Source organism: Microcoleus sp. AS-A8, assembly GCA_039962225.1.
GTDB lineage: Bacteria > Cyanobacteriota > Cyanobacteriia > Cyanobacteriales > Coleofasciculaceae > Allocoleopsis.
The window spans coordinates 670,962-696,059 of record JAMPKV010000001.1 but is presented as its reverse complement, the minus strand read 5'-3'; the positions used below and the strand labels follow the sequence as shown (position 1 = coordinate 696,059).

Here is a 25,098-nt window from a genome sequence, read left to right as displayed (position 1 = left end):
CCAATGGAAAGATGCGTGACCTCGGTAGTCTCACTCGCGCAGACAGCTTCGCAACCAGCATTAATAATAAAGGGCAAGTCGTCGAGTATTCGAGAAGCGATCGCCCAGGAAGCGATCGACCGTTCCTCTACAGCGACGGTAAAATGAGAAACCTTAATGACTTAATTCCTGCCAACTCTAACTACGAACTGGTTGGAGCACTAGCCATCAATGATGCTGGACAGATTTTGGTCAATGGTTCAACCAAACCTCAACGGGAATCTCGTGCCTTTCTCTTGACTCCCGTTTCTGCTCGTTAAGCCGAACTGCCACTTTTGAGTCATATCATGTCTGCTAAGACACACTATGCGGAAGCTTGTAGTGAGGAATGCGAATCCTCTCTGATTGCGCGCTATGAAGCGCTTACTACAAACATGCTTTTATTCAGGATAATCAACCGGACATTATATCATTCGTGATTAGTAGCGCCAAGTACTAATAACTGATAACTATTTTAAATTTATTTCTTAAGTTTACATCGGATTTAATGGCAGTATAACCGTAACCGTTGTTCCGACGTCTACTTCACTTTCTAAGGTTATTTGGCCCCCAAGCAAGTCTACACATTTTTTGGCGATCGCAAGCCCTAACCCCGTCCCCTGAATTGTGCCTGCATTGCTGGCTCGATAGAAAGTTTCAAACACTCGCTCTTGATCTTCCGCAGGAATACCAATACCTTCATCCTGAATCCGGAAAATAGCCTGACCTTGTTGAGACACTAAGTCTACACAAACTTTCTTGCTCTGAGGAGAATATTTGACTGCATTGGAGACTAAATGGGTCAGAATTTGCCGCATCAATTTCCCATCCAACTGCGCTTGAGCCTCGTCTACCTGGCTCGAAAAAACAATAGTTGGAACTATTCTTTTGTTTCCTACCGACTGGCTTTCCCAACCGTGTTGTAACTCCTCGAAAATCTCGCGTGTTATCACTTCTACATCCAGTTTGGTGGGATTAACCTCTAGTTCTCCCGCCTCGGTTTGACCGATAAGAATTACATCATTGAGTAATTTAGTGATCTGCTCAACAGCATACTCAATTCGCTGGAAATGTTTCAGCTTTTTCTCTTCTGACCAGGTCTGACCATAATGTTTGAGTAATTCAGTAGAACCCATAATCGTGGTTAAGGGAGTACGAAATTCATGGGAGATAGTCGTAATGACACGAGATTTAAGTTCCCCTAATTCTTTTTGCTTTTCCAGGGTGCGACGAATCATTTCCTCTGCGCGTCTCTGCTCCAAAATTTCGCCTTCCAGTCTGAGGGTTTCTTGTTCCAAGGCTTCGGCTTGCCGACGCTTCGTTATGTCCTGGAGGATGCCGGAAAGCCCAGTAACGGCTCCATCAGTAATCAGAGTTGAGTGAGCATGTATTTCTGCCCAAAAAATCTGACCAGCTTTTGTTAAAAATCTCATTTCGTGCCGACAAGACTCTTGTCTACCTTTAATGAGTGACTGCCACAATTCCCTTGATATCAGTTGGTCATTAGGGTGGACGTAATTTAGAAAGCTGGTTCCCAGGCTCTCTTCAACCGTGAAGCCCGTAAAAGTTGTCCAAGCCGGATTGAGAAATGTCCAGTCCCCAGAAGCGTTGGTCTGGAAGATCACTTCTCTCACGTTTTCTACCACCGAGCGATACTTTTTTTCGCTCTCCCACAATGCTTTTTCTGCCCAACTCGCTTCGAGGAGACGCCGAACGCGCCGACGCAGTACGGGTGGATGAATCGGCTTCGTGACAAAATCTGTAGCACCGGCTTCAAATGCCCAATCCACAGATGCCTGGTCGTTCAGTCCAGTGATCATTAACACAGGGATGCGGTCACTCCCGGCTTGAGTTTGCAGTTGGTTGCAGCATGTAAAGCCATCCATCACGGGCATCATCGCATCCAGGAGCACCATATCGGGTTGTAGCTCTCTATAAGCCGAGAGGCACTGTTCGCCATCTGCCACTTCTTGTACCTGATACCCTTCTTCTTCCATAATTTGACGCAGGAGCATCCTTGTAAATCGATCATCATCTGCTATCAGAATCAGAGCCGAATGCTGTTGAGTATTGGTGTTTTTACTTAAGCTCTCTAATGTTTTATTCATAGCGCCACCTAATTCCTTCTAAGATAAAACTGAATCTGTAATGCGAATTTTTGATAGATTGGTCGAATAGCTTGAAGCTCTAACAAAACACAGATGTATCAATTGACGTGAGTTATTCAGCGAAAATTCAACACCGATGGTTATCCAGGTGTTTAGTTATTAATGACCAATGATTCAAATTTACTAAATATTTAAACTTTTATAGCCCGTATTTTTACGGATTTTTAGTATTACGTATTTCTACCTTCTAGATAAATGCTCCTCTGACGCTTGAAAGCTTGAGGATTGGTGACTCCCGGACACGAAGAGAGCCAATAGTTCATAAACCTTAGGATGATAAGTAGTTCAGCTCATGTATTATAAATTTTCCATGAGCCATAAGGAAAAACGGGAAAGTTTATACCTAAAGGATCTTATGTTCGCTGACGTTCTAGTTGCAAAGCAGTTTTGACTCGTTCATACTCGGCTTGAAGTTGGGTAAGCAGGTGTTTTGTCTCAGTTGTCGTGCCAGATTCCCCCAGCCTCTCCAACTCCTGACAAAGTTGAGAGAAACCCATCGCTCCCAAGGACGCGCTGCTCGATTTCAGAGTATGAGCCGCCTGTTTTATCGCCGTCCCATCCGCTTGGCTCATAGAGATAATCAGGGTTTGCACCAATAATGGCGTTTCTTCCAGGTATATATCAATGAGTTGCCTCAGGAAAACCGAGGCGTTGGCTCCCATCGTACTGCGAAAGGCTTGCAAAACCGTATGATCAATTGCGGCTTCAAGAATTAAAGCCTCCTCACCGTTTGGGATTGGATCAGAGTTTTCCAGATCGAGCTGACAACAATTGTGGGATTGCTCACAAGGCTGACACTTCTTCAGAGATTGGACTAGCTGCTCAACTCGGATCGGCTTGCTAATATAGTCGTCCATTCCAGCCTTCAGGCACTTGTCGCGATCGCCTTGCATCGCATTAGCCGTCATGGCGATAATTTTGGGGCGGAAAGCAGGTGACCATTCTTGACAAATGTGTTGCGTCGCTGTCAATCCGTCCATTTCAGGCATATGCACATCCATAAACACGAGGTCATAAGTCTGACGGCGTAGGGCTTGAATGGCTTCGAGTCCATTACCCGCCACATCCGCCCGGTATCCCATCCGTGCCAACAATTGCAGGGCTAACTGCTGATTGACCTTATTGTCCTCTGCGACCAGAATTCGCAGAGGTAGCTGTTGAGCCATGGTGGGGTCAAGTTTGACGGGTTGAGAAAAGGGTAGCGCTAACGAAGCAGTAGCAACACCAGGAACATCAGCACTCGCGAATCCTTGAGTATCGGGCTTCACTTTAACCGGCTGTCCGTTAAAGATATGAACCAAAACATTGTAGAGTTGAGATTGTTTAATGGGCTTATTCAGGAAGGCTGCGAAATCTGCCGCGATCGCTTGGGACTCTAGCTCTGGTTTACCCCTTGAGGTCAACATCACCAAGGGCAAGTGTTGACCATTCGGCTGCTGTTTAATTTGAGCCGCTAGAGTCAGACCATCCATTCCAGGCATACACAGATCCAGAATCGCCAGGTCAAATGTTTCTCCCTGACTCAGCCAGTGGAGTGCCTCAGCCCCTGAATGTGCAGCCTGAGAAAGCATACCCCAAAGCTGGGCTTGCAGGGTAAGAATTTGTCGATTTGTCGCGTTATCATCTACGAGCAGCAACCGTTTTCCTGTTAACTGAGGCTGAATCAGGTGCCGATCAGTTTGTAAAGAGCGAGGAACAGACTCAGCAACCACTGTGAAATAAAAGGTAGAGCCTTCCGAATAGAGATTTTCGCTGTTAAATTCTGGATGAGCCAGTTGCTTGTGAGGAAAAAGAGTTTCTATATTCTCAGGTTTCACCTTCAATCTAAAATTCTCAGGCGGATTTCCACCGATTGCACCCCCACTTTCCACCCACATTCTGCCACCCATCATTTCTGCAAGGCGTTTACTAATCACCAGACCCAAACCGGTCCCCCCATATTGGCGAGAAGTCGAGGAATCAACTTGACTGAAAGACTTGAACAAGCGGTCTAGGCGATTGGTGGGAATGCCAATTCCCGTGTCTTTAACGGCGAATTGGATTTCGTGGAAGGTTGCAGGTGGCACATTCGCAGATTGATGGGAATGTTCAATCTCAGCGACACTTCGGCTGGTTTCGCTAACGTCCCCCGGCGCTAACAAGAGTTTAGCTGTTACCGAAACCATGACTTCCCCAGCCTGGGTAAACTTCACAGCATTAGAAAGTAAATTTACTAAAATTTGGCGCAGTCGGGTGACATCTCCAATACTCGTGTGCGGAGTGCTGGGGTCGAGCAAATAGGCTAATTCTAGATTTTTCTCAGCGGCGTTAGCTGTTACTAAGTCGAGGGATTCCTCAATACAGGTTCTGATGTCGAAAGGTTGTTCCTCCAAATCCAGCTTGCCGGATTCGATTTTAGAAAAGTCCAGAATATCGTTAATGATGGTGAGTAAAGCATCACCACTACTGCGGATGGTTTCGGCAAAGTTGCGTTGCTGAGGCGTCAGTTCTGTATCGAGTAACAATCCGGTCATGCCAATTACGGCATTCATCGGTGTGCGAATCTCGTGGCTCATGATTGCCAAAAATTCGCTTTTTGCCTGAGTAGCTGCTTCGGCAGTTCGTCTGGCTTGCTCTAAGGCAATATTTTGTTGGGTTAATTGTTCTCGTTGGCGAGTTTCTTGCTGTAGGAGATTCGCCTGAGCTAAAGCAATTCCCACTTGGTCAGCAACAGCTTCAAGTAACTTGATTTCCTCTTCACTCCAGTAGCGGTAAGAGTCGCACTGATGGATTGAAATAGCACCATTCGGTTGCCCCTGATAGGAGGTACGAATGGCCAGCATAGATTTTACTTCTAGTTGACAATAGGTAGGAACAACGGCTTGCAACCTTGGATCGGCGCAGATATCATAAACCGGAAGTGCGCGGTCTCGTAGTAGCAATTCTTCAAAATAGGGGGTGCCAGCAATCGGAATTTTCACATTAAGACCCGATCTATATGCAGGTTCTAAGTACTCAGCGACGGCAGGAATTTCTGGGGAAGGGTCGGCAATATAAGTCCGAAGTATACAGCGATTCACGCCAAATGCCTGACTGATTTGAGTGGCGGTTGTCTGAAAAATTTCTTGGCTATCTAAGCTTTGACGAATTTTTTGAGTAATTTGCTTAAGCAGTAAGGCTCCCTGAAATTGCTGCTGCAAAGCAAGTTCTGCCTGCTTGCGTTCAGTAATATCAATGGATACACCTAGGACAGCGACCTCTTGAGAACCCGCGACAAAAAAGGGGATTTTTGTAGTTTGAATAATCCGAATATGCCCTTGATCATCCGTCAGGAATTCTTCAGGAATATGTTTGGGCTGTCCGCTTTGGATGACATGCAAGTCCGCTTCTCGAAACTGGTGAGCTTCTTCAGGGGATTGGGCAAAGTCTTCATCCTTGTGCGTCAGTAATTCCTCGACTGAAGTACCGTAAGCGTCTGCCAGCGCTTTGTTGGCAAGAATAAATTGTCCGTTTTTGTTTTTAGCAAAAATCAAATGGGGTACTAAATCAATCACTTGACGCAGCTTTATTTCACTCTCTTGTAACTGTGTCTCTGCCCATTTGTTATTAGTAATATCTCTTAGGGTGCCAGAGGTGCCAGTAATGGTGTGATCAGAATCTAAGGTTAATTGAGCATGAACTTCGATCCAACGAAAGCCACCATCTTTAGTGAGATATCTAACTTCATGCCGACAAAACTCTTTTTTACGCTCAATTAGGGGTTGAAAGAGTTCAATATTCCGTTGGCGATCTTCAGAATGGATATACTCAATAAAATTAGTGCCAAGGCTCTCTACTATCGAGAAGCCAGTAATTTCTGTCCAAGCCGGATTGAGAAATGTCCACAAACCAGTGGCGTCGGTTTGAAAAATGACTTCTGTAACATTGTCAATTACAGAGCGATATTTCTCCTCACTTTCCCTTAGTGCAGCTTCGATTTGCTTACGTTCGGTAATATCGCGCTGAACGGAAACCCAATGGGTAAAACAACCCCGCTCATTGGCAATCGGTACAATATTTAGCTCCACCCAGAACTCAGAGCCATCCTTGCGGTAGTTGATCAGCTCAATTCTGACCGGTTTTCGCTGGGAAAGTGCCGTGTGAATACAATCAAGCTGAGAGCGATCTGTGTTGGGGCCTTGAAGGATACGTGGTGTCTTGCCAATCACCTCTTGGGGCTGGTAGCCCGTCATGCGAGTAAAGGCTTCGTTGACATATACGATACAAGGGCCTGGTAGATTGATTGGCTCCGTATCCGTAATAATAATCGCGTCGTTCGCGTTGACAACAACCGACTCCAACAAACGTAGGCGCTCCTCTGACAACTTGCGATCGGTAATGTTTTCGACGGAGCCTTCGTAGTATAGTAACGTTCCCTGAGCATCGCGAACAGCACGGGCATTTTCTAAAGTCCAAATGATGCTGCCGTCTCGACAATAAACCTTTTTTTCAAACCTCGATACTGTGTCATGGGTCTCCATCAAGCGAATAAATTCGCTGCGAGTCTCCGGCTCAACATAAATTTGCCTTGCAATGTCCGTGATCGACGATACTAATTGTTCAGGAGAGGAGTAACCATAGATTTGGGCTAATGCTGGATTAGCACTAATATAGTGCCCATCCGGTGTAGTTTGAAAAATGCCCTCTATAGCATTTTCAAAGATGCTACGGTAATTCGCTTCAGCTTTTTGTTGAGCTTCCTCAGCTCTTTGGCGTTCAGCAATCTCCTGCTGTAAATATTCATTGGCTTTGGTTAATTCTGCTGTACGCTCTTCTACAAATTCCTCAAGATGGCGGCGGTATTGTGTTAATTCCTTTTCGGCTTGCTGACGTTGAGCAATTTCGCTTTCTAGTTTTCGATTAGCCGCTTCCAGTTGTGCGTTGAACAGAAAGTTTTGTCGCTGGCAAACCCAATAGACCAGGATGAGCGCAATTGAATAGTAAGCTAGGTCTATGAGTAAGTCTGATGTGAGTGGCATCCCCACGAGCTTGGGATTCCAGAGGACGCACATCTTGTGGAGCATAGAAGCTACCTCTAAATCCGTGTGTCCATAAACAAAAAACGAGATTGAACTAAAAACCATATTTCACCTTTCCCTGATCAGAACTTCGTTTTGTCAAAGGTCAATTGTGTTGAGCACAACAGATGTGTTGACTTTACACAAAGGTCAATGGTTTGCAAGACCGTATTTTCACGGATTTTGGCGATGGCTCGTCTCCTAATTTCTAGAAGAAATACGGTGGTCAAAAAGAAGCGACTGTACTAAAGCCGCTTGGCAAAGATAAATAATCCTTTGGATAGAGATGGCAGAATTTTTTTTGGGATATAACGTCACGGTAACGTTTTTCAAAAAAACTGCGTGATTAGTAGTAGCGTTGAACCTCTAGCCCAAAAATTGGCGATAGACTCTATCTCCCTGTATCAGACTTATATTTCTCCTCGCAAGGGCTTTTCTTGTCCCCATCGCCTTTTAAACAATGGCGAGTCTTGTTCGATGTACATTAAGCGCTTGCTGGGTGAGGAGAGTTTGATGTCCGCGATTCAACTCTCCCGTCAACGTTTCAAGGCTTGTGTTGCAGCGAGTCAAACGCTTAAAACAACCAACGCGAGTTCAGGGTGTATCATAGTTCCCTGCTGTTTACCGATATGAATGACTCTAATCCTACCCTCGCTGTTAAAACACGACGGAGCTGATGAGGGAAAGGTAAAAATTAATGTTCTATTAGTTTTTATCGCAATAGCCAGATAGAGCTGTGAGCCTATCAAATTAGCCGACCATGACTTTTCATTAACACCAAGAAAGCATCCCTAATAAGTCATGCCTTTAATCCCTCTCTCGCATGACCTATTTAGGGATGCACCTTACCCAAGAATTAATACAGAATTAGGCTGGCGTTAGCCCCAAGAGTTGTCAATAACGCCCCGTTGCCAGCCACTGTAACCTACAGCAGGCCATGGACGACTTTTAAGTGCCGCTCACCCGTGGAGCTGTTAGTCGTTGGCTCTGTGTCAAAACCCGGCAGATCAGAGAAGTCGAAGCGGAAACCGCGAGGCAAATAATCGCCTGTATTGGCATCTTGCTCGTAGTCGCCCTGCCACTGCTTCTGGGCAATGCGGGAAACGGCTTCTACCAGAGTTTCCATTTCCTGTTCCGTGTTGTGGATTCCCAGACTGGCGCGGACAGCCCCTGGAACATTGTGGCGATCGCCCCGTACTGTTGTGTCTTCTTCCGAAGGACAGGAGCAAGTTTCTTCTACTCCCAGAAGGCGCTTCATTAGGGGTTGGGCGCAGAAGCAACCATTGCGTACTGCAATGCCCCACTCGTAGGAGAGAATGGCAGCCACTAAACCATGAGGAACTCCATCGACGGTAAAGGTGACAACGCCCACGCGCTTGTCTGTCCCATTGGGGTCGCGGGAGCCTAAGATTTTAACTTGGGGAATGTGAGACAGCTTTTCTAAGAGGACAGAGGTGAGATGACGCTCGTGAGCCTCTACTTTATCCATCCCCACCGCTTCGAGTACCTGAACGGTGCGCGCTAGCGCTAACATTCCTAAGATGTTGGGCGTTCCTGCCTCATTGCGATCCGGGGGCGCAGCCCAAGTAACGGTGTTAGTACTGACTGAAGCCACAGTTCCACCACCGGGTTGGTAGGGTGCAGCGGCGGCGAAGATATCGCGCCGTCCGACAACGGCTCCGACTCCTCCAGGAGCGTTCATTTTGTGACCACTGAACACCAGGAAGTCAATGTGACCTGGATCGGTATGGGGTCTCATGTTCACGCGGCGGTGAGGCACCAACTGAGCACCATCCACAACCATTAAGGCTCCATACTTGTGAGCTAAGGCGGCAATTTCGTGGATTGGCAGCACGGAGCCGAGGATGTTGGAGGCACCGGTCATCGTCACAACCCGGACTCTGCCCTTGGCGGGGTCTAAGCGGCGTTCTAGCTCTTGGAGGTCAATTTGTCCCTCAGCGTTGATGGGGAGGTGTTCCACCTTGGCTTTGTTACGCCAGGGGAGGTCGCTGCTGTGGTGTTCGAGGATTGTGGTGAGGACGCGATCGCCAGGAGCAAAGGAGATGGTGTTCGCCAGAAGGTTCATTCCTTCAGTGGTGTTACGCACAGGGATAACCACATCCCGCTCACAATCCCAACCGACAAACTCTCCCACAATGCGCCGTGCCTGTTCGTAGCGCTCTGTACAAAAATGGGAGTCAAAACCGGTACCGCGATGAATGTTGGAGTAGTAGGGTTCAATGTCTCGGATAAAATCGCTAACCACTCGGAAGGGTTTGGTGCTGGCTCCATTATCCAAGAAGATTTGAGTAATATGGCGACCATCGAGCAGAGAAACAAAGTGGTTCGCACCTAGCACTTCTGGGCATTGAAAAGCCTCGCTTTTGGGTTCGATAGCCTTGATGTCCTGTCTCTGGATTAACTGCATTGAATACTCCTTGGTCGTTTTTCTTGGGTAAATGAAAGACGGTCAATCTTATGAGAAAACGGTCAGCGATTCTAAAGGCAGTTTGTGCGATTGGGACAGAGGCACAAGGCTAGAACTGCCTACACTACAGTTCAAGAACTGATTAAGCGGCTTGCAACCTCCGGCTTCCCAATTGCTGCTGTTGTAGCTGGTGCATGTGGTTAAACAACTTCCAGCAATATTGCTCTGGCAGTCCAGAGGTAACCGCCCCCCGGAGAACAACGTTGAAGTACCAATCGCCCGGAGCAACTTCTTCCGAGAGTTTGTCAATCACCACGTAGGTACGAACAGTTTTGTAAAGTTGACCTTGGCATACGACCTCAATCATTTCGTGCTTATATCGACCTTCGTGGACACATTCGCGCCGATCTAGATTAATACTTTGTCGCCAAGGCAACTGATAGAGAACTCCTTCCACAGAGCTATTGGGGTCTTCGACAACATCGAGTACACCACAATCGCGCTTTTCACAGTAGCAATAGAAACCCAGTCGATAGCCTTTGAGGGTTGCAGGACCCACTACATAATCATGTGTGTTCTCGCCCAGTGAGCGCTTGAGGTCTACCGGACACATGCAGGAGCCATAAGCAAAATAGTAGAACGTTGCCATATTCTTTTTGCTCAAAATTTTTAGGTCCGACATAGTTTTTTGAGTGTTAGGAGAAACAACAAACATTGGTTATGGCAAATCTTCGACTGGTGCCTTAGTTGCTACTCTGGAATTTCATTGCCTAAGTTCTTGTGTAGATATTGGCATAGTCTCCCTATAGCTTGTCTAGCTTCAGCGGCGCTATTTACCGAAGTTTTATATTGCCCCTCTTAGCTTTGAACCTCAGGATATGGCTGGATGGCTGAATCTAGCTAACGTTTCGTCTCTGTTTAAACCCAGCCATTTATCAAGTATTTGTAAAGGCATTCTAGGGGTTTAGGATTTTCTATTTTGAATCGAACCAAACCTTTTCTCCCTTGAGCCGGAATTAATTTTGGCCACTAAAAAATGACACGACGGCGGCGAAGCTATACGGCATCACATCGCTGTCTCCGTGTCATGATTTGACTGGCAAGTATTGAATTGATCAACTAAATAGATGAGATAGATTAGCGTTACTGAGTCAAAGGCTATCTAGCTGATCAATAATACGAAGAGTCTGTGTAAAAAGACCTCTGAGAAATGGCGGAAAAATTTGGGCCAAATGGCTGAACTTTAAGAATTAGGGAGGGATCAGGTAAAAATGTAGCAAAATACACTGAATTCCGGGAAGGGAGGTGGATTTGCTGTCCTGGATTTGAGTCGAGAAATTCTGTTCCTTTCCCTACAAAAGTATCGTGACAGCGAAGAAATTCAGAATTGAGAATCCAACGGTTCACAAAAATCGTTGATGTCTTGGCTAACAACATACATCAGCACAGGCGTTGCCAGGATTGACGGTAGCAGAGGTGTCTCTGTTAAGTATCGAATCATCGGTGCATAAGAGCCATTGAGCAAGTCGCCGCGAAATTCCTTCTGGCAAATCACAGCACGGCATTTCCGAGCTAAAGCGTCTAACCACTCGGCATTATCTCTTTGGGGTTGCTGTCCGGCGCGGATGGCTAACGCGATCGCAGCATCTTCTAAATCTCCCTCGCAATCTTCAATCGCATCCAGTGCTTTCATGGCTTCGGGATTATTGGCTAACTCAGTGCGAAACTGGGCAATTTGTTGAGAAGTAACGGTCGTCATAGAGTCTTAGTGACAATAGGCTAGGGATTGAGGATTGTGGAACAACCGGAGATGAGAGCGAGGAGGGAATCGGGTAGCTCAAAGCTACTGTGATAGCGGAGGGGGACATCGTCCGGTGGTAAACCTTTGTTGATAATTCTAGGTTTAACTGGGCAAATTCGCCTGATTTTACCTGATCACTCAAGCTCCAGTCCTGACTTTTGCGATCCTCTTCTCTAACTTGTCCACGGCGTAAATGCCGTTTTCTCCAAGATGATGCGCCATTACTCTTGCCAAGGCGAAGTAAGCATTTTTACTGGCCTGGATAGAAACTGGGAGTAAATTAGAAATAGGACAGCGCTACACAGAATCAATGATCCGTCACTAGGGCAGGTACAGAATCGAACCTTACCGACTGACTGAGAAACAAGTTCAGGTATGAACGATGTCAAAAACCTTAATGCAAACTACCGATCCAGCTCATGACGTTCTGCGCTATGAACGTCAACCTCTCGATGCAATCTTTGCCCCCAAGCACGTCGCTGTGATTGGTGCGACGGAAAAAGCAGGCAGTGTTGGACGTACTCTCTTATGGAATTTGATTAGCAATCCCTTCGGAGGAACCGTTTTCCCTGTTAATCCCAAACGCCCTAGTGTTCTGGGAATCAAAGCTTATCCCAGCATTGCAGCGGTGCCTGAAACCGTCGATCTAGCCGTCGTGGTCACACCGGCCCCAACGGTGCCTGGTGTGATTGGCGAATGCGTAGCCGCAGGGGTCAAGGGAGCGATTATCATCTCGGCTGGCTTTAAGGAAGTCGGAGAACAAGGAATTCAATTAGAGCAGGACGTTCTTAAACAGGCACGTCAGGGCAGAATGCGAATTATTGGCCCCAATTGCCTGGGTGTGATGAGTCCCGTCAGCGGTCTGAATGCCACCTTTGCCAATGCGATGGCACGACCGGGTAACGTGGGGTTCATCAGTCAAAGTGGCGCTCTGTGTACATCGATTTTGGATTGGAGCTTCCGGGAAAATGTAGGCTTCAGCGCCTTCATGTCCATCGGCTCCATGCTGGATGTTAACTGGGGTGACCTGATTTATTACTTGGGCGATGATCCCGCCACCCACAGCATTGTCATTTACATGGAATCCATCGGCAATGCGCGGTCATTTTTATCCGCCGCACGGGAAGTGGCGCTCACGAAACCGATTATTGTGATTAAAGCCGGTCGGACTGAAGCAGCAGCCGCCGCTGCCGCTTCTCATACGGGGGCGCTAACTGGCAGTGATGAAGTGTTAGAAGCCGCGTTCCGTCGCTGCGGCGTATTGCGGGTCAACATGATTGACGATTTATTTAACATGGCGGAGGTATTAGCCAAAGCGCCACGCCCCAAAGGCAAACGCTTAACCATTATCACGAATGCAGGTGGCCCTGGGGTATTGGCAACCGACGCGCTGATTTCGGAAGGGGGTGAACTTGCGCCCTTATCACCCCAAACCATGGACGAACTCAATCAGCTATTGCCAACCCATTGGAGTCACAGTAACCCTATTGATGTTTTAGGGGATGCCGACCCCAATCGCTATGCCAAAGCCTGCGAGATTGCCCTGAAAAATCCTGACAGTGATGGACTCCTCGCCATCCTCACTCCGCAAGCCATGACTGACCCCATCCAGACAGCGAAGCAGTTTGTGGAACGGTTGCAGGGAAGTACTCTTCCGGCGAAACCCATCCTTGCGAGTTGGATGGGGGGAGCTGAGGTGGCAGGGGGGGAAGCAATGCTCAACGAGGCGAGGATTTTCACCCTCCCTTTCCCGGATACCGCCGCCCGTGTGTTCAACTACATGTGGCGCTACGCTTATAACCTGCGGGGTATCTACGAAACACCCGTCCTAGAAGGAAGAGCTGATGACAAGGCTCCAGACCGAGTTCGGGCGACAGAGATTATACAATCGATCCGAGCATCGGGTCGGACTCTGCTGAGTGAGTTTGAATCGAAGCAACTCCTGAAAGCTTATGGCATTCCCACGGTTGAAACTCACATTGCCCAATCTGAAGCGGAGGCGGTACAGTTAGCCCAGGAGATGGGCTACCCAGTGGTCTTGAAGCTATATTCCGAAACCATCACCCATAAAACCGATGTCGGTGGCGTGAAGCTCAACTTGGCGGATGCCGATGATGTGCGTAAAGCTTATCAGGCGATTGAGTCAGCGGTACTTCTGAAAGCTGGCGCTGAGCATTTCTTGGGTGTGACGGTGCAGCCGATGTTGAAGCTGGAGGGCTATGAACTAATCCTCGGCAGTAGTCCAGATCCTCAATTTGGGCCTGTACTCCTGTTTGGCACGGGTGGGCAGTTGGTTGAAGTTTTTAAAGACCGAGCTTTGGGGTTACCGCCGCTGAATACAACATTGGCACGGCGGATGATGGAACAAACCAAAATCTACACGGCTCTCAAAGGCGTGCGTGGACGACCGCCTGTGGATTTGGCGATGTTGGAGCAATTACTAGTTCAGTTTAGTCAGCTTGTGGTTGAACAACGGTGGATTAAGGAGATTGATATCAACCCCTTACTCGCTTCCCCGGACGGATTCATTGCTCTGGATGCGCGTGTGGTTTTGCATAGCCTGGATGTAGAGGAGGACAAGCTACCTCAGGCGGCGATTCGTCCCTATCCGATTCAGTATGTGTCTGACTGGACGATGAAGAATGGCACACCGATCAAAATCCGCCCGATTCGACCTGAGGATGAACCCCTGGTGGTTAAATTCCACGAAAACTTGTCGGAAGAAAGTATTTATTCTCGCTACTTTCACTTAATGAAGCTGCAAACACGAGTGGCTCATGATCGACTCTCCCGGATTTGTTTCATTGACTACGATCGCGAACTTGCTCTAGTGGCAGATTATACAGACCCCGCAACGGGCGAACATCACCTTCTGGGTTTCGGTCGCTTGAGCAAATTGCATGGGAGGGATGAAGCTGAGTTTTCTATGTTGATTGGCGATCGCTTCCAGTGTAAAGGGTTGGGTACGGAGTTCTTGCGTCGTCTGCTCGAAATCGGTCAAGACGAAAAATTGCAATACATCACGGCTGAGATTCTGTCTGAAAATCGAGCCATGCAGCACGTTTGTCAAAAACTCGGCTTTCATCTTGAATCCACCTCTGAGCCATCAATCATGAAAGTAGTTTACAAGTTACGCTAATCCTCGCGAATCGAGTGTAATTTAGGTGACTGAGGGGAATAACTAGGTATATATTCCTATCAACTCTTCCTCAGTCCCCTTGACCACGAACAAAGAAGTAATAGGTCATGGGTAATAGGTAATAGATAATTGGGAGAAAGTTTTACTTATTACCCATTACTTATTACCTGATTCCAAGCAACTTAAAAAGCGATAAATTTTCTAATCATGCTCTCGTTCTAAAAGTAGCGTTACAGGGCCATCATTTTCAATGGAGACTTGCATCATGGCTCCAAACTGTCCTGTTTCCACCCGTAAACCACTTTGCCGTAACCTCTCAACAAACTTTTCGTATAGCTGTTGTGCGACATCTGGCGCTGCTGACTGACTGAAAGAAGGGCGACGTCCTTTACGGCAGTCACCGTAGAGGGTAAACTGACTGACGACTAAGAGTTCACCTCCAATCTCCTGCACAGATTTTTCCCAACGGTCAGCAATACCTTCATCACCCGGAAATAGCCGTAAATCCAGGCATTTTCGCGCCATCCAGTCGAGTTCTGTTTCGGTATCCGTGTTGGCAATCCCTACCAAAAGATTCAATCCTCTGCCGATTTTGCCAATCACAACATTGTCAACTTGAACTTGAGAAGATTTAACTCGTTGGATGATCAAACGCATAAGAGGGAATGGGGAATTTTCGAGAAATAACGGTTCACTTTTGACTCAAGGTGTCTGAAATGTCATTGTGGGCAGAAACATAAATTTTCTTTTCAATATTCAACCCTCATCCTAGAAAAGCGGGGCGCAATAATTTCATATTTCATCCTTTAGTTAACGGGTGTCAAAACGGTAACTCGATCACAAACTCTGTCCCTTGTCCATCCGGTGTATGATAGTATAATTCACCTCTATGTTTTTTTACCACAATCGAGTGGGAAATCGACAACCCTAAACCCGTACCTTTGCCAATGGGTTTTGTGGTAAAAAACGGGTCAAACACGCGCAGGTTAACATTTTCTGGAATACCAATTCCATTGTCGGCGATGCGAATCACCACCTTGTCAGTGAAATGGATAGGGAATTGACCATGGGCCATTGACCAATGGGAATGGGTTATTGGGCATTGACCCTGAGAATTTTGAGTGTTTACTGGCGTTTTACGGCTGCTCAAAACTTGTGTACAAATCCGAATTTGAGGAGTTAGAGAAGCATCTTTTTTCATCCTGCATTCAATGGCATCAATGGCATTACTCAAAATATTGATAAATACCTGATTTAGCTCGCTAGGGTAGCAATCCACCAAGGGAAGGTTACCGAATTCTCTAATGACCTGAATAGCCGAGCGACTGGACTGTTCTTTCAAACGGTTTTGCAAAATCATCAAGGTATTATCAATTCCCTGATGAAGGTCAACTTTCTTACGTTCAGCTTCATCAAGACGCGAGAAGTTCCGCAGAGATAGGACAATTTGTTGGATGCGCGAGGCTCCTTTCTGCATGGAACGCAGCAATTTGGGGAAATCTTCTTTGATAAAGTCCAGGTCGATGGCGACAATCTCGTTTTCGATTTCAGCAGGAGGCGTCGCATAGTACTTTTGGTAAAGGGATATCAGATGCAGTAGATCATCGGTATATCCCAGCGCTGGGGCAACATTGCAGGAGATAAAGCTGGTGGGATTGTTGATTTCATGGGCAACACCCGCCACGAGTTGACCCAAACTCGCCATTTTTTCAGTTTGCACCAACTGAGTTTGGGTGTTTTTCAGGTCGTGCAGTGCGATTAACAGTTGCTTGGCTCGTTTCCGCTCACGCGCTTCACTGCGGCGCAAGTTCTCTTCGACTCGCTTGCGCTCCACGAGTTCGGTTTGCGCTTGTTCAAAGAGAGTGGATTGCTGGATGGCGATCGCCAATTGTACGGACAACTGGCTGAGACACTCGATCTCAAAGGAGTTCCACCCCCTCGAATCCCTACAGTGATGAGCAATCAGCAGTCCCCATAAGGTTTCTCCTTGCAATAGAGGAACCACTAGGTTGGCTTGAACCTCTAACTGGCTGAGGAGATCGATATGGCACTGGCTTAAACCCGCCTGATGAATATTATCCACCGCTCGTATGCGACCTTGTTGATATTGGGAGGCATACGTTTGGGCAAAACAGTTGTCTTGAATGTCAAGTCCAAACAGGGGTGTCCAATCCTCGCCAACGGACTCAACCACTATCACTCCACTCCAATCCGGGTAAAAGCGGTAAATTACAGTTCGGTCCGTTTGGAGAAACTGCCGCACTTCCTCCACTGCCGTTGTCAGGACTTCTTTGAGGTTCAGAGTGCGGCGAATGCGCGCTCGCATCGCCCCTACCAAGTGTTCTCGCAACACTTGCTGCTTTAATGCCGCTTCGGCTTGTTTGAGTTCGGTGATGTCCCTGTGAACGCCGATATGGTGAGTTAATTTTCCGGCGGCATTTCGCACCGGGGAGATTGAGAATTCATTCCAAAACAGAGAGCCGTCTTTTCGGTAGTTCCGTAACACAACTCGACATTCTCGCTCCTGTTGCAGCGCTGTTCGCAGCTCAGCCAGAGCGGGTTGTTCTCGATCTGTCCCTTGCAAGAAGCGACAATTTTGACCCATCACTTCCTCTACCGAGTAACCTGTGATTCGCTCAAAACCAGGATTGGCGTAAACTAAGGGGTGATTAGAGTCAGTGGCATCCGTAATCACAATGCCGTTACTCGATGCTGCGATCGCTCGTTCTAAGAGGCGTAAACGATCAATTGTCTGCTGGCGCTCAGTAATATCGTCTGCAATTCCTAATACATATTGCGGTCTGCCGACTTCGTCAAAGATAGGAATTTTTTTGACATGAAAGATGCGTTGCCCACGATGGGTAGGAATCGGTTCTGCGGGGTTATCAATTAGCTTACCCGTTAAGAAAGCTTCTTGGTCTTGAGCCTTCGAGAAATTCGCGTGATTTTCTGAGAATAAATCATAATCACTCTTGCCAATTACCTCATTCGTACTGTAACCGATCAGTTCAGTCAGGGTCTTGTTCCAGAACACAAAATGCAATTTCTGGGCATCTTTGGCAAACACGCCCACAGGCAGATTATCCAGCAAAGAGTTGAGGAATTGTTGGGTGCGATGAAGTTCACTTTCCGCTTGTTTGCGCTCAGTAATATCAAAAATCACGCCATCCAGACAGAGTAGTTCTCCTTGAGTTGTAAAGATACCCTGACCCTTTTCATAAACCCATCGGATGCTGCCATTCCCATGAAGAATTCGGTATTCCAAAGAGAATGGCTGTTTAGTTTCTAAAGCCTCCTGAATGGCACGCTCGACCGATTCAACATCTTCAGAATGAATAATACTATTTAAATTTCGCTTGTGATTAGCGATAAAATCTGAAGCTGGATAACCGCTAATTCGCTCAATATCTCGGCTGAGAAATTCCATCGTCCAATTAGCATCACACTTGCAGCGATAGACAGCACCAGGAAGATTGCTGACTAAGGTACGAAATCGTGCTTCACTACTTTGCAAGGCTGCTTCTGAATGCTTACGCTCCGTGATATCACGGGCAACGCCATAGATTAAACCTTCCTGAGAAAAAGACACCGTTGTCCAAGAAAGCCACCGATAAGAACCATCTTTACAGATAAAACGGTTTTGAAATTTCAGCGAGGGAATGCTACCATCCTTGAGTTTTTGCACGGCACGTCGGCTGGCTTTTCGATCGTCTGGATGAACCAATTCAAGAATAGGTTGGTTGAGCAGCTCGGAGATAGTATAGCCAAGCGTAGTTTCCCAAACCGGATTCAATCGCTTGAAATAACCATCAACACCAGCAATACAAAGTAAATCGAGGGAGAGGGTGAAAAAGCGGTGTTCTTCTTGGCTGATGAATTCTTGATGTGAGGGTTGAGGTGCGGTTGGAGTAATCGCATCTGGAAACTCAGAGATCGCGCAGCGATATTTCTGTTGATTTCTTAGCAGAGTTTCTCGCATTTGCTGATGGGCAATAGATGCGATCGCGTCCCGTCTGGCGATTGCATAGCGTAAGGAATCCATCAAGTGAATACGGCTGACGTTCCCTTTCATCCAACAATCTTGTACTCCGGCGCGAATACATTGGAGAGCGAGTGGTTGATCATCGTCTCCTATGATCACAATAATGGCAGGGCAAGCTCCATTTTTGGGGTGGCTAATGTATTCGTGAATTATAGTCAGAGGATGTAGATCAGGGCGCTCAGGAAGTGACAAATCGAATAAAACAACATCGAAATTTTCCTGATTCAACGCTTCTATCGTTTCAGTGATACTCTTAACATGGGTTAAGAAAATATTTTCTCCTTGAGCTTCTAGCAGTAACTCTAACTCTTGAAGCTGTTTTGCCTCAGTTAGGTTGTCTTCAACCCAGAGAACTCTGAAAGCATCACGGTTGAGCGTTGGCTTCAGCGTTGATGTCATAATAGCGAAATTTCAAAATTAGGTAGATAGCAAGTACACGCTTGATGTTTACTAACTAAAAAAATGAGGGAAGTCTTACTGATAGAATCCCCGTGCACCCCTACAACGTAACAATTTTCACGCTTCAAAGCTCAATCTAGAAGGCTGACTCGACTACTCTTCGGGAAGTTGTGTCAGTCAATCAGCACCTCAAGTTTATTATTTCCCTAAACTTAAATCGCCTTCTTATCGGTTAGCTAGCTCCAGAGCTCCATTATCTCCCTTGATGGGTGTTAAATGAAGCAACTGTCAGCTACATTAAGCCTTTTCAATTTCGACTCTCCTAGGAAGAGCTAGTCACTGTAGACGACCTCTGACAAACGTCTGTTCAAATCTTATCCTCTGTTTATACTCTTGCACTAGACCCCCTCAAAAAGTAAGTGTTTCGGCGTTGAAGTATTCAGGAGCACAAGCGAGAGAGGACGGATAGAATATCCGATGCTGTAATCTACTGCTTTAGATATAAGTTTTTATGCAGATATAATGCTAACAATAACTGCATTTTTGGGTTGTTAACTTCGCGATGACTGTCGGGCAAGGTGGGAGAAAGTTAGCTCAATTTGGGATTAATATTCAGTGATTATGAGTGATTATCAGCTCCATTGAGCCTATAGATCCACTGTAGGGACACACAGATGTCTGTCCCTACAAGGCCGAACGCAGGACTAAAAATTATTTTCCAAACCCCTTACCACGATTGACGGAAGGTAAACAAACGCATTTTTCAATTTGCGCCCGCAACGTCTGGTGATCCAAATCCTGACCAATCAGAACCAGTTGGCTTTTCTTCGGTTTATCGTTCCATTCATCATCTTCAATCGTGAACCGCTTACCACTGAGGTGGAAGATATGGCGATGCGGACTCTCATCAAACCACAGAATTCCCTTAGCCCGGAAAACATTGGACGGCAACTGATTGTCTAGGAAATACTGAAACTTCCGGATGGCAAGAGGCTTATCACTTTCAAAAGAAAGCGAGGTAAATCCATCATTTTCTAGATGATTGGAATGATGATGATGCTCATGGTCGTGATGTTCATGGTCATGATGATGATGCTCATGCTCACAATCAGGGCCATGCTCATGGTCGTGATGCTCATGGTCATGATGCTCATGGTCATGGTCATGAGCCTGCTCAGTTGCCTCTGACCCAAAATACTTATCCGTTTCAAACAGACCGACACTGAGAATTAAAGGCAAGGGTACCTGAGATTTTGTCGTGCGGAGAATCCGCGCACCGGCTTTGATTTCGCGAATCCTAACCTCCAGGGCATCAACATCTGCTTCATCCACTAGGTCTACTTTATTCAGGAGAATGATGTCACCATAGGCAATCTGGCTATAGGCGGCTTCACTGTTAAATAAATCCAGACTGAAATTTTCGCAATCGACCACCGTAACGATGGAATCGAGACGAGTCAAGTCTCGCAGTTCCGTGCCCAAAAAGGTCAGCGCCACAGGTAGAGGGTCAGCCAAACCCGTCGTTTCTACCACCAGATAATCAATCTTGTCTTCGCGTTCTAAGATTTTGTAGACGGCTTCTGCTAAATCATTATTAATCGTGCAGCAGATACAACCATTACTCAGTTCCACCATGTTCTCGTCGGTGGTGACAATCAGTTCATTATCGATGCCGATTTCACCAAACTCATTCACCAGCACAGCCGTCTTCAGACCCTGCTGATTTGTCAAAACGTGGTTGAGCAGAGTGGTCTTGCCGCTACCGAGAAAACCCGTAATGATGGTGACCGGCAAGCCATGTTTCGAGGCGTCCATTGGCTGAGATTGTTCGGAACTAACTGCTGATTGCATAACCTTGCTGTCGAAAGAGTCAGAATATAGAGAGAATCGCGTATAGAGGCAATTTACATCGGCGGGAGGATTTTAGCCTCTGTCTTGCACGCCCTATCCGTCAGGGATGGTTTAATCCCTAGCTAATAGCCCAAGCCTGCCAAGAGGACGAAATAGAGTTCTTGTCTCCACTAAAGTGGATTTAGGCTATTAGCTCGGAAAGTGATTTCCGGGCGGTTCCGGGCAGGATGCTGGGCTGATTGAGAACGATTCAATCTACCCGTTTTACCAATATCCCTGCCTCCCCCATTATTGCCGATCTATCCTGAGTACTGATTTCACTTTTTACTGTGCCATGGCCTTAAATCTTTACAACACCCTGACTCGTCGCAAAGAACCTTTTGAACCGTTGGAAACTGGCAAAGTACGGATGTATTGCTGCGGCATCACGGTGTATGACTATTGCCATTTGGGTCATGCCAGAACCTGCATCGTTTGGGATACGGCAAGACGTTATCTGCAATGGCGCGGATATGACGTTCAGTATGTCCAGAATTTCACCGATATTGACGATAAAATCCTCAACCGGGCGCGGCAGGAGGGAACCTCTATGGAGGAGGTTTCAGAGCGCTTCATCCAGACCTATTTTGAGGATATGGAGCGGCTGAATGTGAAAAAAGCCGATGCTTATCCCAGAGCTACTCACACCCTGGATGGGATTAAACGGCTGATTTACGACTTAGAGCAGAAAAACTATGCCTACCCAGCAGCGGGTGATGTCTACTATGCGGTGCGTCAGTTCTCGGAGTATGGCAAGCTTTCGGGACGCAAGTTAGAAGACATGCTCGCAGGAGCAAGCGGACGAGTGGATGTACAAGAAGAGGAATCCAAGAAAAAAGACCCCTGTGACTTTGCTCTGTGGAAAGCGGCAAAACCAGGGGAACCTGCGTGGGAATCGCCTTGGGGTGAAGGTCGTCCGGGTTGGCATATTGAGTGCTCGGCGATGATTCGGGAACAGTTAGGTGAAACCATTGACATTCACACGGGTGGAGCCGATTTGATTTTCCCTCACCATGAGAATGAAATCGCTCAATCTGAAGCCGTAACCGGTCAGCCCTTAGCGCGTTACTGGCTACACACCGCCATGGTGAAAGTGGAGGGTGAGAAGATGGCGAAGTCTTTAGGCAACTTCATCACAATTCGAGATTTGCTGGATAGGCCGGTTGACTCTATGGCGGTGCGGCTGTTTGTGCTGATGGCACAATACCGCAAGCCGATTGATTTTTCTGATGATGCCATAGAATCCGCCACTAATGGTTGGAATACCCTGAAGGAAGGGTTGCTATTCGGCAACCAATATGGTAGGCAATTGGGTTGGACGCCAGAAGCCGTCAGGGCGAACGGCGATTCACCCCTACAACCTGCCTTGGTGGAACGATTTAATCTGGCAGTCGATGATGACTTAAATTTTGCTGGGGGTTTAGCGGTTTTGTTTGAAGTGGCGAAAGACTTACGCCGCGAAGGGAATCTCTTGGTGCATGAGGGCAAAACTGAAACATCGCCTCAAGAGTTGCAGGTTGTGTGGCGAACATTGGTAACTCTGGCGGAGGTGTTGGGTTTGGCAGCCCAACCAGAGGTACAGGAGGCATCGGCGGATGGGTTAAGTGATGCGGAGATTGAAGCGTTCATTCAGCAGCGTGCTGATGCACGCAAAGCCAAGAACTTTGCTGAGGGCGATCGCATCCGCAACGAACTTCAAGCCAAAGGCATTACCTTAATCGATAAGCCCGGTGGTGTGACAATTTGGCATCGTGAGTAACGATGTAGGGGCACGATATTGTCGTGCCCTGATGATGGCTCTGTGCCAGAATGAACACTATAGAGCGCACAGAGTGGACAAAATGCTACACCAGACAGGGAGCTTAAATTATGCGTAGAAATTTTAGTCCAGAGAACGATTTTGCCCATCGTTTAGGTCTTAGCTACATCAAAGTTTCTCGCCAAAATCATCAAAATTTCGACACCAGAGCCAGTCTCAGAAGAATTTATGCTCAAAGATTTGGTATTCACCCCGCTGTAACCATCTCTTCACGACTGAAGCAACTCAAAGAGGAGGTTCCAGAAATAATAAAAAAACTCCATTCGTTTCAACCGATTTGTTGTTCAGGGAACCAACGCAAACTTGCCCAAAAAGCGCTCATTTCCTTAAGGAATCGCCAACAAGAAGATATGAGAAATCTGGCTAAAAATTTAGCCGATGATGTTGCCGACGCTGTTGATTAATTCCGCTTGAATATAGACCGGATGTATCCTCCTGATTGTCCAGCGTGGGAATATGCCGATCATCCCAAACGGGAGATCATCCTTAAAGAAAGAACAGAAGATATCGTCGTTCAGCTCTACCAGCAAACCCTAGATTTTGTCGAAAGCGCGGCTGACACGCGAGCCATTCATGGATACCTTTTCAGCCTTTTAGTACCCAGGGAATGTATTTACTATGCCGGTCATTATCGCGGCGAAGATTTTCCCTGTCTGAAAGAATATTATGTCGGTTCAACAGAAGGCTTGGATGTCGGTTTTCCTCCTTTTCTAGTTGAACAGAGAATGGAGAAAATTGCTCAGTGGGTTCGAGAAGGGATGAAACTATTAGAGTTAACCCATCAACTCCCAGATACTCAAATTTCACCCGAAGATAAACTGCTCAATACAGTAGCCTTTGCCTGTGCGATTTTTGATGACGTGCTGCGAGTTCATCCCTATGCCAATGGGAACGGACACATCGCCAGGTTTATTCTCTGGGCTATTTTAGGTCAGCATGGTTACTGGCTCAAACAATTTCCGATTGAACCTCGACCTAATCACCCGTTATACACTTGGGCGATTAGCGAATATCGCAGGGGAAATAAGGAGGCATTAGAAAATTATATTTTGATGTGCATTGCAGGTTGAACTCATATTTAAACCTCCTTTAATATTATTTCCGTTGGCACCGGACTTAACGGAGATTAGAGTGCAAAAACTCTGCGTTCCTCTGCATGACTCTTTGCGGTCTCTGCGTTAAAAAAACTATTATTCCAATGCCAACGGATTCCATATAACTTGTACATCACATGCCGCTGCTTCTACCAGTAACCTGCGGCATGTGGGCTACAGCTCTATCGATTTAATGATGGTTGGAACAATCCTTGGTAACCCATGAAAACACCATTGATCTCACGACTGCACTTTGGAAAAATTAGGCGATGCAACGGGTTGAGCCATTGTCCAAGGAAAAGTTTTGTACTTGAGATAGAAGCCACCCAAAACCAAAAGTATAATCGCCACAGTTCCGACACCCAAAGGACTCGGAAGCCAAAAGACAGCTTCTAAATGATTCATCTGTCCAGGTTGGAGTTTCCACACGAGCTGATGCCCATTTTCATAGACGGCTGGGGGGATGGCGTTCTCTCCCTGATTCACACTGCGTGCGCCCCAAGGGGTTTCTAAACTAAACTGCAAATCTAACAGAGAACTAGGACTAACAATTACATTTCCGTTGCTGGAGAGAACACCTAGCGATCGCAAATCTAGGTCGTAGCTTAACTGATTTCGTTGCACTAAGAACCAGTTGCCCTGATTCAAATGAAATTTAGAATCTAAAGTGGGTAAATTGAGTGGCACGCCAGCCTTAGCGGGAGACTTTTTCTGGGCTCCCGGATTAAAAAATTGATTAAACTTGGACTCTAATTCCGTACCATTGCTAAACGGAATCGTCACCTTAATTTCTTGCTCAGAAAGACGCTGGGTTTTCCCGTCAAGCTGACGTGCCCTCTGCTCAATGCTTTTGAGCCATTCTTGCGCCTGTTCGTTACTAAAGCTGGTCAACTGTTCCCCTAGCTTGATATGCTGCACAATCGCGCCGTGATGCTGACCCTCGAAGTTGACTCCGACATTATATTCAACACAGCCAGAAAGTAACAGCGCTGGCAGTAAAATCACCCAGAGAACCCGTAAGCGCCCTAAAATTTGACGCCAAAACGGCAATAGATTGACAACTGCTGGTTTCACAAATCTCTCTCCTGACGCTAAAAGCCGATCTTTTAAGTTGATTGAGTGGATTTAAATTACAGCCTTCCCGGTACAAGATTACTGTAGGAACGGCTGGATTGGAGCGCTCTTGACGACCAATTTTAGAGGTTGGATATATGGAGGTATTGATACACAGTTGCACTCAAACGTAGTACTTTATTTTTCCTCT

The 25,098-nt window shown here is 46.7% G+C and carries 15 protein-coding genes; 6 read left to right on the top strand and 9 right to left on the bottom strand.

Annotated elements, in window-relative coordinates; all coding sequences use genetic code 11:
- The first annotated feature begins 11 nt into the window (after positions 1 to 11).
- Positions 12 to 299 (top strand): DUF3466 family protein, encoded by a 288-nt coding sequence (locus NDI48_02665; GenBank protein ID MEP0830104.1) that lies wholly within the window; start codon positions 12 to 14, stop codon positions 297 to 299.
- Positions 300 to 512: 213 nt separating this feature from the next.
- Here NDI48_02665 and NDI48_02660 read toward each other — a convergent pair whose 3' ends face one another.
- Both NDI48_02660 and NDI48_02655 read right to left on the bottom strand, forming a co-directional pair.
- Positions 513 to 2,126 carry a response regulator gene (locus NDI48_02660; GenBank protein ID MEP0830103.1) on the bottom strand — a complete coding sequence of 538 codons (1,614 nt, stop codon included), beginning with the start codon at positions 2,124 to 2,126 and terminating at the stop codon, positions 513 to 515.
- 413 nt (positions 2,127 to 2,539) lie between these two features.
- Positions 2,540 to 7,288, bottom strand: a complete 4,749-nt coding sequence (locus tag NDI48_02655) for a PAS domain S-box protein (protein MEP0830102.1) — start codon at positions 7,286 to 7,288, stop codon at positions 2,540 to 2,542.
- Between the two features lie 276 nt (positions 7,289 to 7,564).
- Between NDI48_02655 and yidD the strand changes: the two genes are divergently transcribed.
- Positions 7,565 to 7,855, top strand: a complete 291-nt coding sequence (gene yidD / locus NDI48_02650) for a membrane protein insertion efficiency factor YidD (protein MEP0830101.1) — start codon at positions 7,565 to 7,567, stop codon at positions 7,853 to 7,855.
- A 292-nt stretch (positions 7,856 to 8,147) separates the two neighbouring features.
- Here the strand turns inward: yidD and NDI48_02645 are convergent, their stop codons facing one another.
- The 3 genes from NDI48_02645 to NDI48_02635 form a co-directional block, all read right to left on the bottom strand.
- On the bottom strand, positions 8,148 to 9,650 hold the full coding sequence (locus NDI48_02645; GenBank protein ID MEP0830100.1) for an aminotransferase class V-fold PLP-dependent enzyme: 1,503 nt from the start codon (positions 9,648 to 9,650) through the stop codon (positions 8,148 to 8,150).
- Positions 9,651 to 9,792: 142 nt separating this feature from the next.
- On the bottom strand, positions 9,793 to 10,332 hold the full coding sequence (locus NDI48_02640; protein MEP0830099.1) for a gamma-glutamylcyclotransferase: 540 nt from the start codon (positions 10,330 to 10,332) through the stop codon (positions 9,793 to 9,795).
- 699 nt (positions 10,333 to 11,031) lie between these two features.
- Positions 11,032 to 11,409: a hypothetical protein gene (locus tag NDI48_02635; protein ID MEP0830098.1), complete on the bottom strand. Its 378-nt coding sequence runs from the start codon at positions 11,407 to 11,409 to the stop codon at positions 11,032 to 11,034.
- A gap of 424 nt (positions 11,410 to 11,833) precedes the next feature.
- Between NDI48_02635 and NDI48_02630 the strand changes: the two genes are divergently transcribed.
- Positions 11,834 to 14,590, top strand: a complete 2,757-nt coding sequence (locus NDI48_02630; protein ID MEP0830097.1) for a bifunctional acetate--CoA ligase family protein/GNAT family N-acetyltransferase — start codon at positions 11,834 to 11,836, stop codon at positions 14,588 to 14,590.
- A gap of 201 nt (positions 14,591 to 14,791) precedes the next feature.
- On the opposite strand, the gene dtd is transcribed toward NDI48_02630, so the two are convergent.
- The 3 genes from dtd to NDI48_02615 all read right to left on the bottom strand — a co-directional run bounded on the left by dtd (position 14,792) and on the right by NDI48_02615 (position 20,882).
- Positions 14,792 to 15,247 (bottom strand): D-aminoacyl-tRNA deacylase, encoded by a 456-nt coding sequence (gene dtd, locus NDI48_02625; GenBank protein ID MEP0830096.1) that lies wholly within the window; start codon positions 15,245 to 15,247, stop codon positions 14,792 to 14,794.
- 163 nt (positions 15,248 to 15,410) lie between these two features.
- The gene (locus NDI48_02620; protein ID MEP0830095.1) at positions 15,411 to 19,031 is read right to left on the bottom strand and encodes a PAS domain S-box protein; all 3,621 of its coding nucleotides are present in this window, start codon (positions 19,029 to 19,031) and stop codon (positions 15,411 to 15,413) included.
- A gap of 711 nt (positions 19,032 to 19,742) precedes the next feature.
- Positions 19,743 to 20,882, bottom strand: a complete 1,140-nt coding sequence (locus NDI48_02615; protein ID MEP0830094.1) for a GTP-binding protein — start codon at positions 20,880 to 20,882, stop codon at positions 19,743 to 19,745.
- 334 nt (positions 20,883 to 21,216) lie between these two features.
- Between NDI48_02615 and cysS the strand changes: the two genes are divergently transcribed.
- The 3 genes from cysS to NDI48_02600 all read left to right on the top strand — a co-directional run bounded on the left by cysS (position 21,217) and on the right by NDI48_02600 (position 23,810).
- Positions 21,217 to 22,680, top strand: a complete 1,464-nt coding sequence (gene cysS / locus NDI48_02610; protein ID MEP0830093.1) for a cysteine--tRNA ligase — start codon at positions 21,217 to 21,219, stop codon at positions 22,678 to 22,680.
- A gap of 110 nt (positions 22,681 to 22,790) precedes the next feature.
- Positions 22,791 to 23,144, top strand: a complete 354-nt coding sequence (locus NDI48_02605; protein ID MEP0830092.1) for a hypothetical protein — start codon at positions 22,791 to 22,793, stop codon at positions 23,142 to 23,144.
- A gap of 21 nt (positions 23,145 to 23,165) precedes the next feature.
- On the top strand, positions 23,166 to 23,810 hold the full coding sequence (locus NDI48_02600; protein ID MEP0830091.1) for a Fic family protein: 645 nt from the start codon (positions 23,166 to 23,168) through the stop codon (positions 23,808 to 23,810).
- Between the two features lie 264 nt (positions 23,811 to 24,074).
- Here NDI48_02600 and NDI48_02595 read toward each other — a convergent pair whose 3' ends face one another.
- Positions 24,075 to 24,908 carry a DUF3153 domain-containing protein gene (locus NDI48_02595; protein ID MEP0830090.1) on the bottom strand — a complete coding sequence of 278 codons (834 nt, stop codon included), beginning with the start codon at positions 24,906 to 24,908 and terminating at the stop codon, positions 24,075 to 24,077.
- Positions 24,909 to 25,098: the final 190 nt, after the last annotated feature.